This window comes from Comamonas denitrificans, assembly GCF_042654745.1.
Taxonomy (GTDB): Bacteria; Pseudomonadota; Gammaproteobacteria; order Burkholderiales; family Burkholderiaceae_C; genus Comamonas; species Comamonas denitrificans.
Window position 1 is genome coordinate 1 of record NZ_JBHSEY010000008.1, and the last position, 15009, is coordinate 15009.

Sequence of the window (15009 nt, forward strand, 5' to 3'; positions counted from 1 at the left end):
GCAGCCCAGCATGAGCCGACGGGGCAACTGCCATGACAACGCTGTCGCAGAGAGTTTCTTCCAGTTGCTTAAACGTGAGCGTATCCGCCGTAAAACCTATGCTACCCGGCAAGCTGCCCGCAGCGATGTCTTCAACTACATCGAAATGTTCTATAACCCCAGACGTCGTCATTCCAGTGCTGACGGCCTGCCGCCTGCCGAGTTTGAGCGGCGTCACTTCCTGAGGCTCCAAGGCGTCTAGGAAATCCTGGGCGATTCACAGTTGTCTGCGCTGCTGCACGAAATTCAGCATGGCATTCAGAACATCGAGGGCTTTGCAACTGGGGGGACCCAAAATTTTGCAGCAGGATTGGTTGGAGAGGCGCGCGCACAGAAAGATGAATTGCGCCAAAAACGCGATATTGAGTGGAACCGACTGAACGAAGATGCAGCACGCTTGCTGCGCAATCAGCCGGATTCTGATTTTGTGCGCAATGCGATTAAAAAGTGGCGCGGCCAATTTGGAGAGAGATCCGACACGAACCCGCTTGGCGTGACCGATACGCAGGCTATTGTGTTTGAGTTGGTAGAAACCGACCCGGTTTTCCTAAGATTAGAAAAGCGATTATTCAACACCAACCAGATTGCCGCCATTGACGATGCACGGACTGCGTATCTACGCTTGGCTGGTGAAGTAGAAGCCCGCAACACTCAGGCCCGCCAGAAGATGACGGCTGAAGAGCGCCTGGCAACACCGCCAAGCGCGACGCAAGACGTTGCAGATTTTCAGATGATTGTGACCTTCAACGGCAAGCAAGCAGCTTCAGCGCCCGCGCCCGCCAATGCTGGCGTTCGTTTCAGCCGCTCAGGCAGCCCCGATGCCGAAGCACAGCGCCAGTTCAAGGCAACGGAACGCACCTATGGCGGCAAGGCTGCCTACGACCGGGCCAAGGCTGCAGGCAAAACCAAGCTGACACATGGCCAGTGGGTGCAGGTGCGCACGCCCAATTGCTAGATGGCATGACTCCAGTTTCAGCGCGGCTGGATGCTGCATTTGGGGAAGACTTCAGCCAGGCGAAAGCCCAAGCAAAGGCAGCGTTTGACAAGCTGCGCGAAGCAACCGAGCGCGATGGCTTTGCTGTAGTGGCAGTGGATGGCCGAGAGATTGCTTTCTCGGGCCGTGGCTTTAAGGAAGTTGCACAGCATGCAGCAGACCGCAGGGTGTTGTCTGTGGCAGCAAATTTGAAACCGTTGTTTGAATCGGCGGTGCCGCTGTATTCCACTGAGCCTGATGCGTCAAGAGGAAAGCAGCAGGTAGCAGCATTCCATTACTACGGCGTGAAGGCCGACTTTGGTAAGGATGGGCAGGCGTTTGTTTTGCTGGAAGTAGTGGAGCGCAGCAACGGTGATTTTTTCTACGATGCAGACGCAACCAGCGTGGAAGAAATACGGGCCGCATCCTCTACCCCTCTCGCTGACCAGACCAAATCCGGCGCGGGTGGTTTCAGTGCAGCCCGTAGCGGAAGATTATCCCAGTGGTGGAGTTCTGTCAATCCCGCCGATGTCTCCAAAGTGGTTGACCCCGCCACAGGCGAGCCGCTGGTGGTGTATCACGGTACCGCTGCTGATTTTGACGCATTTGATAACAAGAAGACTGGTGTAAACGACCGTGGCCTTTGGGGTCGCGGGCACTATTTTTCAGCCTTTGTAAATAGCGCAAACAGCTATGCGCTGCGTCAAGGTGATGGCGCGCGAATTATTCCCTCCTATGTGTCAATCAAGAATTCTTTTGTTTTGACTACTGGAGGTGATCGTGTTACGCGCCTACCGGATGGGCGAAACTATCGTGAGCTTGTTGGTCAAAATCTTGACGGCGCAAAGATCAAGGAGCTTGCGCTGGAAGGTGGTCATGATGGCGTGATTCAGATTCTCCCAAATGGCTCTATTGGGGACTTGGTGGTCTACAGTCCAGAGCAAATCAAATCCGCCACCGGAAACAACGGCCAGTTTGATCCAGCCAACCCAGACATTCGCTTCTCTCGTTCTGCAGCACCAAGCCTGTCTGAAGTGGCAGAAACTGGCCGCGACACGGCCTGGACAGGCCCGGCAGCATCGAAGTGGGACGACTTCATCTACAAGATGCAGGACAAGCACATTGACACCAAGCGGGCTTTGGAGGCAGTGCGGGCCACGCAACAGAAAATATTGATTTGACATAATGCACATTGTATTTTTAAAAGTGCGGCAGCAAGAGAACTCCAAGTTACTTGCACAAACCATGCTGGCATCCTGCGCAACGATAAAAAAAGCCCGGCAAATCCGGGCATCAAGAAGGGTAAACAAAAAATCAGCGGTGGCCGTATTAGTGCAGCGCTAGCGAGCCAGCGGCCTTGCTTTTGCCAGCACGTGCGGGTGGATTGCACAGGCCGCATTCGTAGTGTTTGGCGTTTTCATACATTTCGCTGACAAACATGCCGGTGCACTTGCTGCACTGGGTGCGGGTGAGCATTTGTGCATCGACAAATTTCACCAAGCGCCAGGCGCGGGTAAAGGACAGCAGGGGCTCCAATTCCAGCGCCTGCACCTGTTCGTTGTACAGGCGGTAGGCTTTGGTGAGTACCTCGATGGCATCGGCATCTACGCCTTTGGAGAGGTATTCGTAAATATTCAGGAACAGCGAGCTGTGGATGTTTTCCTGCCAGGTCAAGAACCAGTCGGTAGAAAACGGCAGTTGGCCCTTGGAAGGGGATTTGCCCGCGATTTCTTTGTACAGGCGGATTAAACGCTCATACGACAAGCTGGTTTCCGATTCCAGCACCTGCATCCGGGCCCCCATTTCGATGAGCATGGCGGCGCGCTCAATCTGGCGCGATTCATTAAGCACGCTTTTGGCGCTGGTGCTGGCATTTGCGCTGGCTGTGGTGGCAGACATGGCGGACTCCTTCGGGCAATGGTGCAAGGGGGCTTACAAAACTTCGGAAACACGGCCTGCCATGACGATGTTGGCGTGCAGGGTGTTCAAAGCGTCGTTGGTGTTTTTGTTGCTGCTGTGGTTGGTCAGCAAGCTCCAGACCATTTCATCGTCAGCGCGGAAGCTGCACAGCAAGGTGTTGCGTGAGGCCAGTTTCAGCACCTGACCTGCCGACAGGGTCACCAGCAAATCGCAGGCTTCTTCACTCAGGCCCAGGCGGAAGATGGCTTCGGCCTTGTCCTGACGAATCAGGTTTTGTGCCAGCATCAGGTAGGTGAGGTTGGCTTCGCGAATCTCGGCAAGGATTTGTTCGTTGGTCATGGTGCTTCCTGTCTTGAAAAAATGGCAGGTCGGCCTGCCTGTGGTGCGGTATTGGTTCCGCGCTGTTGTTGGAAGCAATTGTGGCCAAACAGGGTGGATAACTTAAGTCGGCGCTGGCCCATACCGCCTGTCAGAAATGCGGAAGGGGGTTTGTCAGATGGGGAGAAGGTGGCTTGTCAGATTTTTTCTTACAAGGAGCAAGCGCCACTGCCTGCTGCTGTTTTATTTTGTAGTGCTACTGTAACCGTAGCTGCTAACGCTGAAAGGCTGGAATAAACAGTGCTTTTGCCCCCAGCCTTGGCCTTTTACTGCGGGCCTTGCTATCAGTTTTAAAGCTATTGGCAGCACGCTGCGCATCATCGCCCAGGCGGCCAAAGGTTGTCGGGGAAAAAGCGGGGCGCTTACGCCCCACTCTTGCCGACTGCGGTCCTTTGCGCCTGCCCTGCCCTCACAACGCTTTTCAGGCTCCTTGGGCACACGGGCGGCTGGGGTCACTGCACCATTGGCTCCAGCTGCCGGCAAACAAGGCGGTGGGGGCAAAGCCGGCCACTTCCATGGCAATCATATTGGGCACAGCGCTGACCCCGCTGCCGCACTGGTGCACCACGCTGGCCGGATCGCGCCCGGCGAGCAGCGCATCGAACTCGGCTTTGAGTAACTCGGCGGGCTTGAAACGGGCATCCAGCGCAATGTTGTCGCTGAACGGGCGGTTCAACGCACCGGGGATGTGGCCTGCCACGGGGTCCAGCGGCTCTACTTCACCGCGAAAACGTGCGGGGGCGCGGGCATCCACAATGGTTTGGGCCGCGCTGCCCAGTTGCGCTTGCACGGTATCGACGCTGACCAGGCGGCGCAGCGGCGTTTGCAAGGCAAAGTCGCCGGGCGCTGTGGGCACCGGGCCGCTACCGCTTTGCACGGCACCGCCGGCGGCCTGCCACACGGGCAAGCCCCCATCGAGCACAGCCACGGCCTCGTGCCCGGCCCATTTCAGCATCCACCATAGGCGGCCACAGTAGTTCACCCCCTGGCGGTCGTACACCACGGCTTGCATGGCGTTGTTAAAGCCGACGGAGCGCAGCCACGCCGCAAACGCTTCGCGGCTGGGCAGGGGGTGGCGGCCCCCGCTGGCGGCTGGGTCACCGGGGCGGGCACTGAGGTGCTGATCCAGATCGGCATAGAGGGCACCGGGGATATGGGCTTCTTGGTATTGCGCCATGCCAGCGCTGGGCTGGGCCAGATCAAAGCTGCAATCGAACACCATCAACGGCCGACCGCTGGCCTGCAGGCTTTGCAGTTGGACGGCAGAAATCAACAGGGGGAAAGAAGGGGCAGAGGTCATCAACAAGCTTTCGGTGTGGGTTTGCGCATGGGATGGCGCGAAAGGCTAAGAACGTGTTCACGATCTGCGCGCGAAGGGGTGCGGGATGCGGATCGGGATGGGCTGCAAGGCGCAAACCACAGACATAGCCGTAGCTATGGCGAGGATTTGCAACGCCGCAGACCGCCCGAGGCCGCGACTGCACACCCGCGAGGAGATTGTGAACACGTTCTAAGAACGCTGCTGATTGTGCCCCCCGTTTTAACGCCCTGCGACTACGCTGGCAGGAACCACCGCTGGGGTTGCAAGCGCTTTCTCGCGGGTGCGCAGCACCGTGGCAGCAATGCCGCTGGTGGCGACCAACGCCATGCCGGCCCAGCCCTGCCAGGGGATGGCATCATCAAACCAGACTAGGCTGTAGAGGCTGGCAAAAATCAGCCCGGTGTACTGCAAGTTGGCCACCACCAAGGTGGCCCGAGGGGTTTGCGCCAATGAGTACGCCCGCGTCATGCACAGTTGCCCGCCTGCGGCCAAGATGCCCACGGGCAAGAGCAGCAAGCTTGGGCCCAGCCCGGGCCACGGTGACACGCCCCACCCCAGCATGACGGCACCGCCACCCACGGCACAGCCCAGGCAAAAATAAAACACCGTGCGCGATTCTGGCTCGCCCGCCCGCGCCAGGGCAGACACCTGCATGTACGCCATGGCCGTCAAAACGCCCGAGGACAAACCGATCACCCCCGCCAGCCCGTGGGGCTGGGCGATATTGGGCCGCAGCATGAGCAGCACGCCGACAAACCCGAGCACGATGGCCCCCAACAACGCAATATTGAGCGAGCGCCGTGGCCCGGCGTAACCGGGCCGCCACGTCCACAGCGCCCCGACCACCAAAAACGAGGCGATCCACAGGCTGCTCATGTAGTTAAACGTCATGCCCGTGGCCAGCGGCATTTTGGTGACGGCATAAAACCAGCCCGACATGGCCAGCACCCCCACCAGTGAGCGCCAGCCATGCATCACCGGGTGGCGGGTGGCCAAGCCAATGCCTTGGCGGCGGGCCAGCCACCACACAATGGCCATGCCGATGATGCCCCGGTAAAAAACCACCTCGGCCGTGGTGAACGAGGCACTGGCGTATTTCACAAACACGCCCATAGTGGCAAATAAAAAAGCAGCTGCCACCATCCATAAAGCTTGCATAGTTGGGTTAAATATTTAATTAAATGTTATTTAATAAGCGCAAGCAGCTCTTAAAAAGATAGTTCATAGCCCTTTGAAAACGCTATATCGGCTTATTGAGATGCCGTCAATCGTAAAACTCCCTGGTTTTTATTGCTGGCACTGGGTCAATGGTTTTTCAATAGGGGTGCTATGGATAGCAAGGGGCACAATGGCCTGGCCCATTTCTTTTCAACGCCCCGCAAAAAGGATTTCGACCATGTCCCACACTCCCCACGCATTTGCTGCCACCCTCCAGCCGCTGTCCCTGAGCCAAGGTCGCCAGGGCCAGCTGTATTCCCTGCCCGAGCTGGCCAAGCAATTCCCCAACGTGGCGCGGCTGCCGGTGTCGCTGCGCATCGTGCTCGAAGCCGTGCTGCGCCACTGTGACGGGGCCAAGGTGCTGCCCGAGCACGTTGCCCAGCTGGCCAACTGGCAGCCCCAGGCCGAGCGCACCGAGGAGATTCCCTTTGTCGTCGCCCGCGTCGTGCTGCAAGACTTCACCGGCGTGCCGCTGCTGGTGGATTTGGCCGCCATGCGGGCTGCGGCCCAGCAACTGGGCAAAGCGCCCCAGGCGGTTGAGCCGCTGGTGCCGGTCGATCTAGTGGTCGATCACTCGATCATGGTGGACCACTACGGCACCCCGCAGGCGCTGGAGCAGAACATGCAACTCGAGTTTCAGCGCAACCACGAGCGCTACCAGTTCATGAAATGGGGCATGCAGGCCTTTGACACCTTTGGCGTGGTGCCGCCGGGCTTTGGCATCGTCCACCAGGTGAATTTGGAGTACCTGGCCCCCGGCATCCACCAGACCAAAGACGGCATCTGCTACCCCGACTCTCTGGTCGGCACCGACAGCCACACCACCATGATCAACGGCATCGGCGTGGTCGGCTGGGGTGTGGGCGGCATCGAGGCCGAAGCGGCCATGCTGGGCCAGCCGGTGTACATCCTCACCCCCGATGTGGTCGGCTTTGAGCTGACCGGCCAACTGCGCGAGGGCGTGACGGCCACCGACCTGGTGCTGACCATTACCGAGCGCCTGCGCCAGGAAAAGGTCGTCGGCCAGTTTGTCGAATTCTTTGGCGCGGGCACGGCCAGCCTGTCGGTGCCGGATCGGGCCACCATCGGCAACATGTCGCCGGAATACGGAGCCACCATGGGCTTTTTCCCGGTCGATGACAAAACCCTGGACTACTTCCGGGGCACGGGCCGCAGCGAGCAGGCCATTGCCGACTTTGAAGCCTACTTTCGCGCCCAGGGCCTGTTTGGCGTGCCCCAGGCGGGCGAGTTGAACTACTCGCGCGTGGTAACGCTGGATTTGTCCACCGTCCGCCCCAGCGTGGCCGGCCCCAAACGCCCACAAGACCGCATTGCGCTGGAGAACGTGGCCCGTCAATTCGACCAGCTCTTTAGCGCCCCGATGGCCGACAACGGCTTTAACCTGCCCGCCGCACGGCTGGGCCAGCGCTTTGCCATTGAATGCGGCGCAGGCGGCCCGGCGGACAACAGCGCCAGCGCCGACCTGGGTGCCCCGCGCTCCGTGGTCGAAATGGACAGCAACCGCCCTACCCTCAGCAGCGCCCACAGCGCAGAGCACAAGCCGTCGGTGTGTGAAATCGGCGGCTCTCAGGCCACCAGCCAGGGCATTGGCGATGGCGATGTGCTCATTGCCGCCATCACCAGCTGCACCAACACCAGCAACCCCAGCGTGCTGCTGGCGGCCGGGTTGCTGGCGCAAAAGGCGGTGGCGGCGGGCCTGACGGTGCAGCCGCACATCAAGACCTCGCTGGCCCCCGGCTCGCGCGTCGTCACCCAGTATTTGACCGAGACCGGCTTGCTGCCTGCGCTGGAAAAACTCGGCTTTGCCCTGGCCGGCTACGGCTGCACCACCTGCATCGGCAATGCGGGCGATCTGACGCCCGAGCTGAACGACGTGATCACCCGCAACAACCTGGTGTGCGCCTCGGTGCTGTCGGGCAACCGCAATTTCGAGGCGCGAATTCACCCCAACATCAAGGCCAACTTCCTCATGAGCCCGCCGTTGGTGGTGGCCTACGCCATTGCCGGTACGGTGCGCCTTGATCTGCAAAAAGATCCGCTGGGCATTGGCAAAAATGGGCAGCCGGTGTACCTGCGCGACATTTGGCCCAGCAACCAGGAGGTGCAGGCCCTGGTCGCCAGTGCCATGCAGGGTGAGGCCTTCCGCGCCAACTACGCCAAGGTTAAGACTGAACCCGGTGCTCTGTGGGAAGCCATCACGGGTGTCACCGGCGACACTTACGACTGGCCAACCAGCACCTACATTGCGCATCCGCCGTTTTTTGAGGACTTCAGCCTCACGCCGGACACCACCTCGCCCGCACAGCCCATTCGCAGTGCCCGCATCATGGCGCTGTTTGGCGACTCGATCACCACCGACCACATCTCTCCCGCTGGGGCCATCAAGGAAAGCTCGCCCGCAGGCCAATGGCTCAAAGCGCACGGCGTAGCCAAAGCCGATTTCAACAGCTACGGCTCGCGCCGGGGCAACCACGAGGTGATGATGCGCGGCACCTTTGCCAACGTGCGCATCAAAAACCTGATGATTCCCCCCCTAGCAGGCGGCTCGCGCGAGGAAGGCGGCGTGACGCTGTACTACAGCGGCGATGGCAAGGGCGGCATCAAAAGCGAAAAAATGCCCATCTACGATGCCGCCATGCTCTACCAGGCGGCCGGCACGCCCACGGTGATTTTTGCGGGGGAGGAATACGGCACCGGTTCCAGCCGCGATTGGGCCGCCAAGGGCACGCAGCTGCTGGGCATTCAGGCGGTGATTGCCAAGAGTTTTGAGCGCATTCACCGCTCCAACCTCGTTGGCATGGGCGTGCTGCCCCTGCAGTTTCTACCCGGCGACAGCTGGGAAAGCCTGAACCTGCAAGGCAACGAACGCGTCGATGTCATCCCCCAGACTGACCTGGCCCCGCAAAGTCTGGCCCAGCTCATCATCCACCGCGCCGATGGCACGCAGCAGCCACTGAGCGTGAAACTGCGCATCGACACCCCCATCGAAGTGCAGTACTACCGCCACGGCGGCATCCTGCCATTTGTGCTGCGCCAGTTGTTGGCCGATTAGCCCCACAACACCTGCATACAAAAAGGCGACCTCTTGAGGCCGCCTTTTTTGTTGGCGTTCACGTCAGTCAAGCTGACATACAAGAAAACCGCGAAGCGCAACAAAAAAAGCGGATGGGGATGGTAAGGGCCCTGTTTTGCCCTGCTCACAATAAAACAATGTCGTACTGTTCTTGGCCCAAGCCGGCTTCGGCCTGCAGGGAAATGGGTTTGCCAATGAAGTCGATCAGGCCCGCCAGATGCTGGCTTTCTTCTTCCAGGAGCAGGTCAATCACATCGGCATGAGCGACGATGCGAAACTCTTTGGGATTGAACTGGCGCGATTCGCGCAGAATTTCGCGCAGAATTTCATAGCACACGGTGCGGATGGTTTTAACGCTGCCCTTGCCTTGGCAGGTTGGGCAGGCCTCGCACAGCAAATGCGCCAAAGATTCACGCGTGCGCTTGCGTGTCATCTCCACCAGCCCGAGGTGCGAGAAATTGCCCGCCATGGTTTTCACACGATCGCGGGCCAACTGCTTTTTAAATTCCGCCAGTACCTGGGTGCGGTGATCGTCGCGGCTCATATCAATAAAGTCCACGATGATGATGCCACCCAGATTGCGCAGCCGCAGCTGCCGGGCGATGGCCTGCGCGGCTTCCAGATTGGTTTTGAAGATGGTGTCGTCAAAATTGCGGGCACCGACAAAGCCCCCGGTGTTCACGTCCACGGTGGTCAGCGCCTCAGTCTGGTCAATGATGAGGTAACCGCCCGACTTCAAATCAACGCGTTTGCCCAGGGCTTTGGTGATTTCTTGGTCAATCGAGTACAGGTCAAAAATGGGGCGTTCGCCCTTGTAGAGCTGCAGTTTTGCTGCCGCAGCCGGCATAAATTCTTGGCCAAATGCCAGCAAATGATCGAATTGCTCGCGCGAATCAATGCGGATGCTGTTGGTGTGCTCGCCGACCATGTCACGCAGTACGCGCTGCAGCAGGTTTAAATCTTGGTACAGGAGCGATAGCGGCGGCAAGCGCTGGGCACTGGCCTTGATTTGTGCCCAGGCTTTGCGCAGGTAGGCGATGTCCTCGGCCAATTCATCATCCTGGGCATCTTCGCCATTGGTGCGCAAGATAAACCCTCCGCAAGGCGTTTGGGCACAGCTGCTTTCGGCCAAAGCTTGCACCCGTTTGCGCAAAGCATCGCGCTCTGGGGCCGGGATTTTTTGGGACACACCAATGTGGTCATCTTGGGGCAAAAACACCAGCAACCGCCCGGCAATGCTGATCTGGGTCGAGAGCCGCGCCCCCTTGCTGCCAATGGGGTCTTTAATCACCTGCACCATGATGGGCTGGCCTTCAAACACTTGGCGCTCAATTGGCTCGGGCGCTTCGCGGGCGAACATGGGCGCTTCGCCGCCCTCTTGGCGGTGCCAGACATCGGCCACATGCAAAAATGCGGCCCGCTCCAGGCCAATATCAATAAACGCCGATTGCATCCCCGGCAGAACCCGCGCCACCTTGCCCAGGTAGATGTTGCCGACCAGGCCGCGCTCCAGAGTGCGCTCCATGTGCAGCTCTTGCACCGCGCCGCTTTCCACGATGGCGACGCGGGTTTCCTGGGGAGCCCAGTTGATGAGGATGTCTTGTTGTTGCATAAATTTTATTAATGAGTTCGCCCGAGTCTAATTGCGCCAGCCAGGCTATTGCAGTGTGCAAACAATAAAGCACGCGACCGGGATGGCTCGCGTGCTGTTACGTGATCTAAGAAATTAATTGCCTATCCTATTTTTGCGGATTATTTTCAAGCAATTACAAGCAATTACACCGATTACACCCGTTATAAATTGTTTTGAAAGAAATCTTCTCTACACTCCCCCGCAGATTTGTCGCCGCTTTTTTTAAAAAAATCTTACAACGCACGCTTTGATCTTACAAAGCCAAGCACACGACGGACCACTGCCTATTCATGCTGATTTTTCTCGCCCCGCTTGCCTTGCTGGCAGCACTGTGGCTATGGCACCCGCTGCTGCGCACAGGGAAAAAATATTACGCCATCGCCGTCATCGCCACCGCCATTTTGGGGGCTTTGCCTGCGCTGCTCATTTGGGCCATTCGCAACACAACAGTGAGCTATACCGCCATTGCTTATTTGCAAGTACCCGCTGGTTGGTTGTTCGCCAGCATCGCCGGGGCCTGGGCCGTGGCGGTGCTGCGCGATACGGTGGCTGTGCTGGGCAAGATGTTGCGCTACCCCGGGGTGGCCAAAATCCTTTGGCAGCCGCACTACACCTTGATTGTGATGAGCGCCATGCTGCTGGTCTGCGGCCATGGGGCCATTCAGGGCCTACGGGTGCCCGCAGTGCGTGAGCAAGAGCTGCCCCTGGCCAAACTGCCGCGCGAACTCGATGGCTTGCGCATTGCGGTGATTGCCGATTTGCACGCCAGCCCCATCAACAACGCGTTTTATGTGCGCGAGGTGGTCGAGCGCACCAATGCGGCCAAGCCCGATCTCATCGTCTTGCCCGGGGACTTGGTGGATGGCGATGTGGCCACTCAAGCGCAAAACATTGCCCCGTTGGCCGATTTGTATGCACCGCATGGCGTTTGGGTCGCCCCCGGCAACCATGAGTACTACAGCGGCTTTGACGGCTGGGCCAAGGTGTTTGGGCAATTGGGCCTGCCCTATTTGGTCAATCAGGCCCATACGGTGCAGGTGCGCGGCAAGCGCTTAACGCTTTCTGGCGTGGGCGACCCGGCGTATGCCCAAAGCCACAACACTGGCGGTGGTGTCCCCCCCGATATCGTGAGCGTGGCGCAGCAGGCCCAGGCGCAGCAAGCGCAGTTTCATATTTTGCTGGGCCACCAGCCCAAAATGGCGCGTGAGTACGCCGCTCAGCACAGCGTGCATTTGCACATTGCAGGCCATACCCATGGGGGGCACATTCGTGGGTTTGACCAATGGGTGGTTGCCCCGTTTAACAAGGGGTTTGTCCGAGGTCGTTACACCGTGGGGGATATGACCTTGTTCGTCAGCAACGGCGCAGGATTGTGGGCCGGTTTTACCCAGCGGCTGGGGGTGCCTGCAGCGATTGATGTGCTGGTTTTGCGCAGCACGCAGTAAGAACGTGTTCACGATCTCCTCATGGGTGTGCGGGCGCGGCTTCGGGCGGTCTGCGTCGTTGCAAATCCTCGCAATAGCCAAGCTATTGCTGTGGTTTGCGCCTCGCAACCCATCCCGAACCGCATCCCCCACACCTTCATTCGAGATCATGAACACGTTCTAAGGCTCTGTACAAGTTAAAAGCGACAAGCTCCGAACGCGCGGTTGGGATACTCCCTAGCGCCCGGGTGATGGCCATCGGGCAAGGAAAATTTATTTAACTATACAATTAAATAGTTAAATAATTTGCAATTTGATCTATGGTCTCGCCAACGCCCTCCACCACCGCTACCCCCTCGTCCTTTCAAGCCCGCAACCTGAGCTTGCTGGTCGCCGCGCAGGCGTTGGGCGGGGCATCGCCCCCGATCATCATTTCTTTGGGGGGCTTGGTGGGGCAGCAGCTTTCGAGCAACCCAACGGCCACCACCTTGCCTGTCAGCATCTACCAGCTGGGCTTGGCGCTGTCCACTTTGCCGGCCGCTTGGCTCATGCAGCGGCTGGGGCGGCGCTGGGCCTATGTGCTGGGGGCGGTGCTGGGCGTGGTCTCGGGCATCATCGCTGCGCAGGGCATTGCGCAGTCGGACTTTGTGACCTTTTGCATTGGCACCGCCTTGGCCGGGTTTTACGCCGCCTGTGTGCAAAGTTACCGCTTTGCCGCTGCGGATGCGGTGGGCGCGCCCCACCTGCAGGCCAAGGCCATCTCGCGCATCATGGTTGGGGGCTTGATTGCCGCCATCATCGGCCCCCAGGTGGTGATCTGGACGCGCGATGCCCTGCCAGCCACACCTTTTGCCGGCAGCTTTTACAGCCAGGCGGCATTGGCAGCGCTGGCGTTGCCCATCTTGCTGCTTTTGCGCCTGCCCGCGCCGCAAAAGCAAGCCATTGTCGGCACGGCCCGACCGTTAAAAGCGATTGCCGCCACGCCGCAATTCATCGAGGCCGCCGCCGCAGGCGTGGTCAGCTATGGGTTGATGGCTTTTTTGATGACCGCCGCCCCCATGGCCATGGTGGGCTGCGGGCACAGCGTGGGCGAGGCTGCACTGGGCATCCAGTGGCATGTGCTGGCCATGTTTGGCCCCAGCTTTTTTACCGGGCGGCTGATTGGCCGCTTTGGCCAGCGCAAAATCACCGCCTTGGGCTTGGTGATGATTGCCGCCTCGGGCCTGCTGGCGCTGATGGGCGAAGGGCTGTCGGAGTTCTGGGGCTCGCTGATTTTGCTGGGCATGGGGTGGAATTTTGGCTTCATTGGGGCCACGGCCATGCTCACCGCCTGCTACACCCCGGCCGAGCGCACCAAGGTGCAGGCGTTGAATGACTTTTTGGTGTTTGGCACGGTGGCTATAGCCTCGTTTGGCTCAGGGCAACTGCTGCACAGCGTGGGCTGGAGCGGCATCAACATCGGCATGCAGCCCCTGGTGGTGATCGTGCTGGCCATCATGGCCTGGCAAGCACGCAAAATAAAGAGCTAGATGCGCTTTACCAGTAAGCGTTAAAGCACTATTTGACTGTTTTTTTTATTCGGGCAACAAGGGGGGCAGCGCAGGTCGCTACACTTGGCAGCCATCATGCCCTCCTCCATGTCTACCGTCTTTAATTTCACCTTTGTGCCCTGGTTTCGCTCGGTGGCACCCTACATCCATAAGTTTCGCCAGCAAACTTTTGTCGTCGGCATCACCGGCGAAGCCATTGCTGCGGGCAAGCTACAAGCCATCGTGCAAGACCTGGCCATGATCCAGGCCATGGGCGTAAAAATTGTGCTGGTACACGGTTTTCGCCCACAGGTGAACGAACAACTGCGCCTGAAAAACCACGAGCCGCAGTACGCCGCCGGCATGCGCATTACCGACAGCATCGCCCTGGATTGCGCCCAAGAGGCTGCCGGCCAACTGCGCTACGAAATCGAAGCCGCCTTTAGCCAAGGGCTGCCCAACACCCCCATGGCCGGGGCGCGGGTGCGGGTCATGTCGGGCAACTTTTTGACCGCCCGCCCGGTGGGCATCGTCGATGGGGTGGATTTTCAGCACACCGGGCTGGTGCGCAAGGTCGATGTCGAAGGCATCCGCCGGGCGTTGGAGTCGGACGCGATGGCGCTGATCTCGCCCTTTGGTTTTTCGCCCACGGGCGAAGCCTTCAACCTGTCGATGGAGGAGGTAGCCACCCGCGTGGCCAGCGAGCTGCAAGCGCACAAGCTGATTTTTCTGACCGAAGTGCCCGGCGTTGCCACCGACCCGCTGCTGCCCATCAGCGACGACAACCCGATTGATACCGAAATTTCCCTGGCCACCGCGCGGCGCATGCTGGCGCAACTGCCCCCTGCGGAAAAGCCCACCGACACCAGCTTTTACCTGCGCCATTGCGTGCGGGCCTGCGAGCATGGCGTAGAGCGCAGCCACATCCTGCCCTTTGCCGTCGATGGTGCCCTGCTGCTAGAGATTTACGTCCACGACGGCATCGGCACCATGGTGATTGATGAAAAGCTTGAAGAGCTGCGCGAAGCCACCATTGACGACGTGGGCAGCATCATCCAGCTGATCGAGCCCTTTGAGAACGACGGCACCCTGGTCAAGCGCGACCGCACCGAAATCGAGCAAGACATTGCCAACTACACCGTTATCGAGCACGACGGGGTGATCTTTGGCTGCGCCGCCCTGCACCTCTACCCCCACGGAGCGGACGGCGAAATGACCGCTGAAATGGCCGCCGTCACCGTCTCCCCCAAAAGCCAGGGTACGGGCGATGGGGAAAAGCTGCTCAAGCGCATCGAGCAACGCGCCCGCGCCCAGGGGGCGAAAACGCTGTTTGTGCTGACCACCCGCACCATGCACTGGTTCATCAAGCGCGGCTTTGAACCGGTCAGCCCCGATTGGCTACCGCAAGAGCGCAAGGCCAAGTACAACTGGAGCCGCAAAAGCCAGGTGCTGGTGAAAAATCTGAAATAACAGGAGCTGT

12 protein-coding genes are annotated in these 15009 nt (G+C 59.4%); 7 read left to right on the forward strand and 5 right to left on the reverse strand.

All coding sequences use genetic code 11. From position 1 onward, the window contains the following. The 3 genes from ACFO24_RS01765 to ACFO24_RS01775 all read left to right on the forward strand — a co-directional run. Nucleotides 1–241, forward strand: a 241-nt coding sequence (locus ACFO24_RS01765; RefSeq protein ID WP_377736490.1) for an IS3 family transposase, incomplete at its 5' end; no start/stop codon positions are given. Nucleotides 242–262: 21 nt separating this feature from the next. Beyond that, the gene (locus tag ACFO24_RS01770) at nucleotides 263–994 is read left to right on the forward strand and encodes a hypothetical protein (protein WP_377736492.1); all 732 of its coding nucleotides are present in this window, start codon (nucleotides 263–265) and stop codon (nucleotides 992–994) included. Between the two features lie 5 nt (nucleotides 995–999). After that, complete coding sequence (locus ACFO24_RS01775) at nucleotides 1000–2193, forward strand: ADP-ribosyltransferase-containing protein (protein WP_377736493.1); 1194 nt, start codon at nucleotides 1000–1002, stop codon at nucleotides 2191–2193. Nucleotides 2194–2341: 148 nt separating this feature from the next. Here ACFO24_RS01775 and flhC read toward each other — a convergent pair whose 3' ends face one another. The 4 genes from flhC to ACFO24_RS01795 all read right to left on the reverse strand — a co-directional run bounded on the left by flhC (nucleotide 2342) and on the right by ACFO24_RS01795 (nucleotide 5789). Further along, a complete protein-coding gene (gene flhC, locus ACFO24_RS01780) occupies nucleotides 2342–2911 on the reverse strand; it encodes a flagellar transcriptional regulator FlhC (RefSeq protein WP_377736494.1) in 570 nt (189 codons plus the stop codon). A 33-nt stretch (nucleotides 2912–2944) separates the two neighbouring features. Continuing rightward, nucleotides 2945–3271 carry a flagellar transcriptional regulator FlhD gene (gene flhD / locus ACFO24_RS01785; protein ID WP_207575386.1) on the reverse strand — a complete coding sequence of 109 codons (327 nt, stop codon included), beginning with the start codon at nucleotides 3269–3271 and terminating at the stop codon, nucleotides 2945–2947. A gap of 460 nt (nucleotides 3272–3731) precedes the next feature. Further along, entirely contained in the window at nucleotides 3732–4610 is an 879-nt protein-coding gene (locus tag ACFO24_RS01790; RefSeq protein ID WP_377736496.1) for a sulfurtransferase, read from the reverse strand. 240 nt (nucleotides 4611–4850) lie between these two features. Continuing rightward, the gene (locus ACFO24_RS01795; protein ID WP_377736498.1) at nucleotides 4851–5789 is read right to left on the reverse strand and encodes a DMT family transporter; all 939 of its coding nucleotides are present in this window, start codon (nucleotides 5787–5789) and stop codon (nucleotides 4851–4853) included. A gap of 238 nt (nucleotides 5790–6027) precedes the next feature. Between ACFO24_RS01795 and ACFO24_RS01800 the strand changes: the two genes are divergently transcribed. Then, nucleotides 6028–8922: an aconitate hydratase gene (locus tag ACFO24_RS01800; RefSeq protein ID WP_377736499.1), complete on the forward strand. Its 2895-nt coding sequence runs from the start codon at nucleotides 6028–6030 to the stop codon at nucleotides 8920–8922. 145 nt (nucleotides 8923–9067) lie between these two features. On the opposite strand, the gene rng is transcribed toward ACFO24_RS01800, so the two are convergent. Continuing rightward, a complete protein-coding gene (gene rng, locus ACFO24_RS01805) occupies nucleotides 9068–10555 on the reverse strand; it encodes a ribonuclease G (RefSeq protein ID WP_377736500.1) in 1488 nt (495 codons plus the stop codon). A gap of 311 nt (nucleotides 10556–10866) precedes the next feature. Between rng and ACFO24_RS01810 the strand changes: the two genes are divergently transcribed. The 3 genes from ACFO24_RS01810 to argA all read left to right on the forward strand — a co-directional run bounded on the left by ACFO24_RS01810 (nucleotide 10867) and on the right by argA (nucleotide 14999). Beyond that, complete coding sequence (locus ACFO24_RS01810; protein WP_377736501.1) at nucleotides 10867–12021, forward strand: metallophosphoesterase; 1155 nt, start codon at nucleotides 10867–10869, stop codon at nucleotides 12019–12021. A gap of 299 nt (nucleotides 12022–12320) precedes the next feature. Next, nucleotides 12321–13529 carry an MFS transporter gene (locus ACFO24_RS01815; RefSeq protein WP_377736502.1) on the forward strand — a complete coding sequence of 403 codons (1209 nt, stop codon included), beginning with the start codon at nucleotides 12321–12323 and terminating at the stop codon, nucleotides 13527–13529. Nucleotides 13530–13637: 108 nt separating this feature from the next. Next, nucleotides 13638–14999 carry an amino-acid N-acetyltransferase gene (gene argA / locus ACFO24_RS01820; RefSeq protein ID WP_207575413.1) on the forward strand — a complete coding sequence of 454 codons (1362 nt, stop codon included), beginning with the start codon at nucleotides 13638–13640 and terminating at the stop codon, nucleotides 14997–14999. The last annotated feature ends 10 nt before the right edge of the window (nucleotides 15000–15009 follow it).

Bases quoted from the DNA above. Each gene is read 5' to 3' on its own strand.
- ACFO24_RS01775 (WP_377736493.1), top strand. From the start codon at position 1,000: ATGACTCCAGTTTCAGCGCGGCTGGATGCTGCATTTGGGGAAGACTTC.
- argA (WP_207575413.1), top strand. From the start codon at position 13,638: ATGTCTACCGTCTTTAATTTCACCTTTGTGCCCTGGTTTCGCTCGGTG.
- ACFO24_RS01810 (WP_377736501.1), top strand. From the start codon at position 10,867: ATGCTGATTTTTCTCGCCCCGCTTGCCTTGCTGGCAGCACTGTGGCTA.
- flhC (WP_377736494.1), bottom strand. From the start codon at position 2,911: ATGTCTGCCACCACAGCCAGCGCAAATGCCAGCACCAGCGCCAAAAGC.
- ACFO24_RS01800 (WP_377736499.1), top strand. From the start codon at position 6,028: ATGTCCCACACTCCCCACGCATTTGCTGCCACCCTCCAGCCGCTGTCC.
- flhD (WP_207575386.1), bottom strand. From the start codon at position 3,271: ATGACCAACGAACAAATCCTTGCCGAGATTCGCGAAGCCAACCTCACC.
- rng (WP_377736500.1), bottom strand. From the start codon at position 10,555: ATGCAACAACAAGACATCCTCATCAACTGGGCTCCCCAGGAAACCCGC.
- ACFO24_RS01790 (WP_377736496.1), bottom strand. From the start codon at position 4,610: ATGACCTCTGCCCCTTCTTTCCCCCTGTTGATTTCTGCCGTCCAACTG.
- ACFO24_RS01795 (WP_377736498.1), bottom strand. From the start codon at position 5,789: ATGCAAGCTTTATGGATGGTGGCAGCTGCTTTTTTATTTGCCACTATG.
- ACFO24_RS01815 (WP_377736502.1), top strand. From the start codon at position 12,321: ATGGTCTCGCCAACGCCCTCCACCACCGCTACCCCCTCGTCCTTTCAA.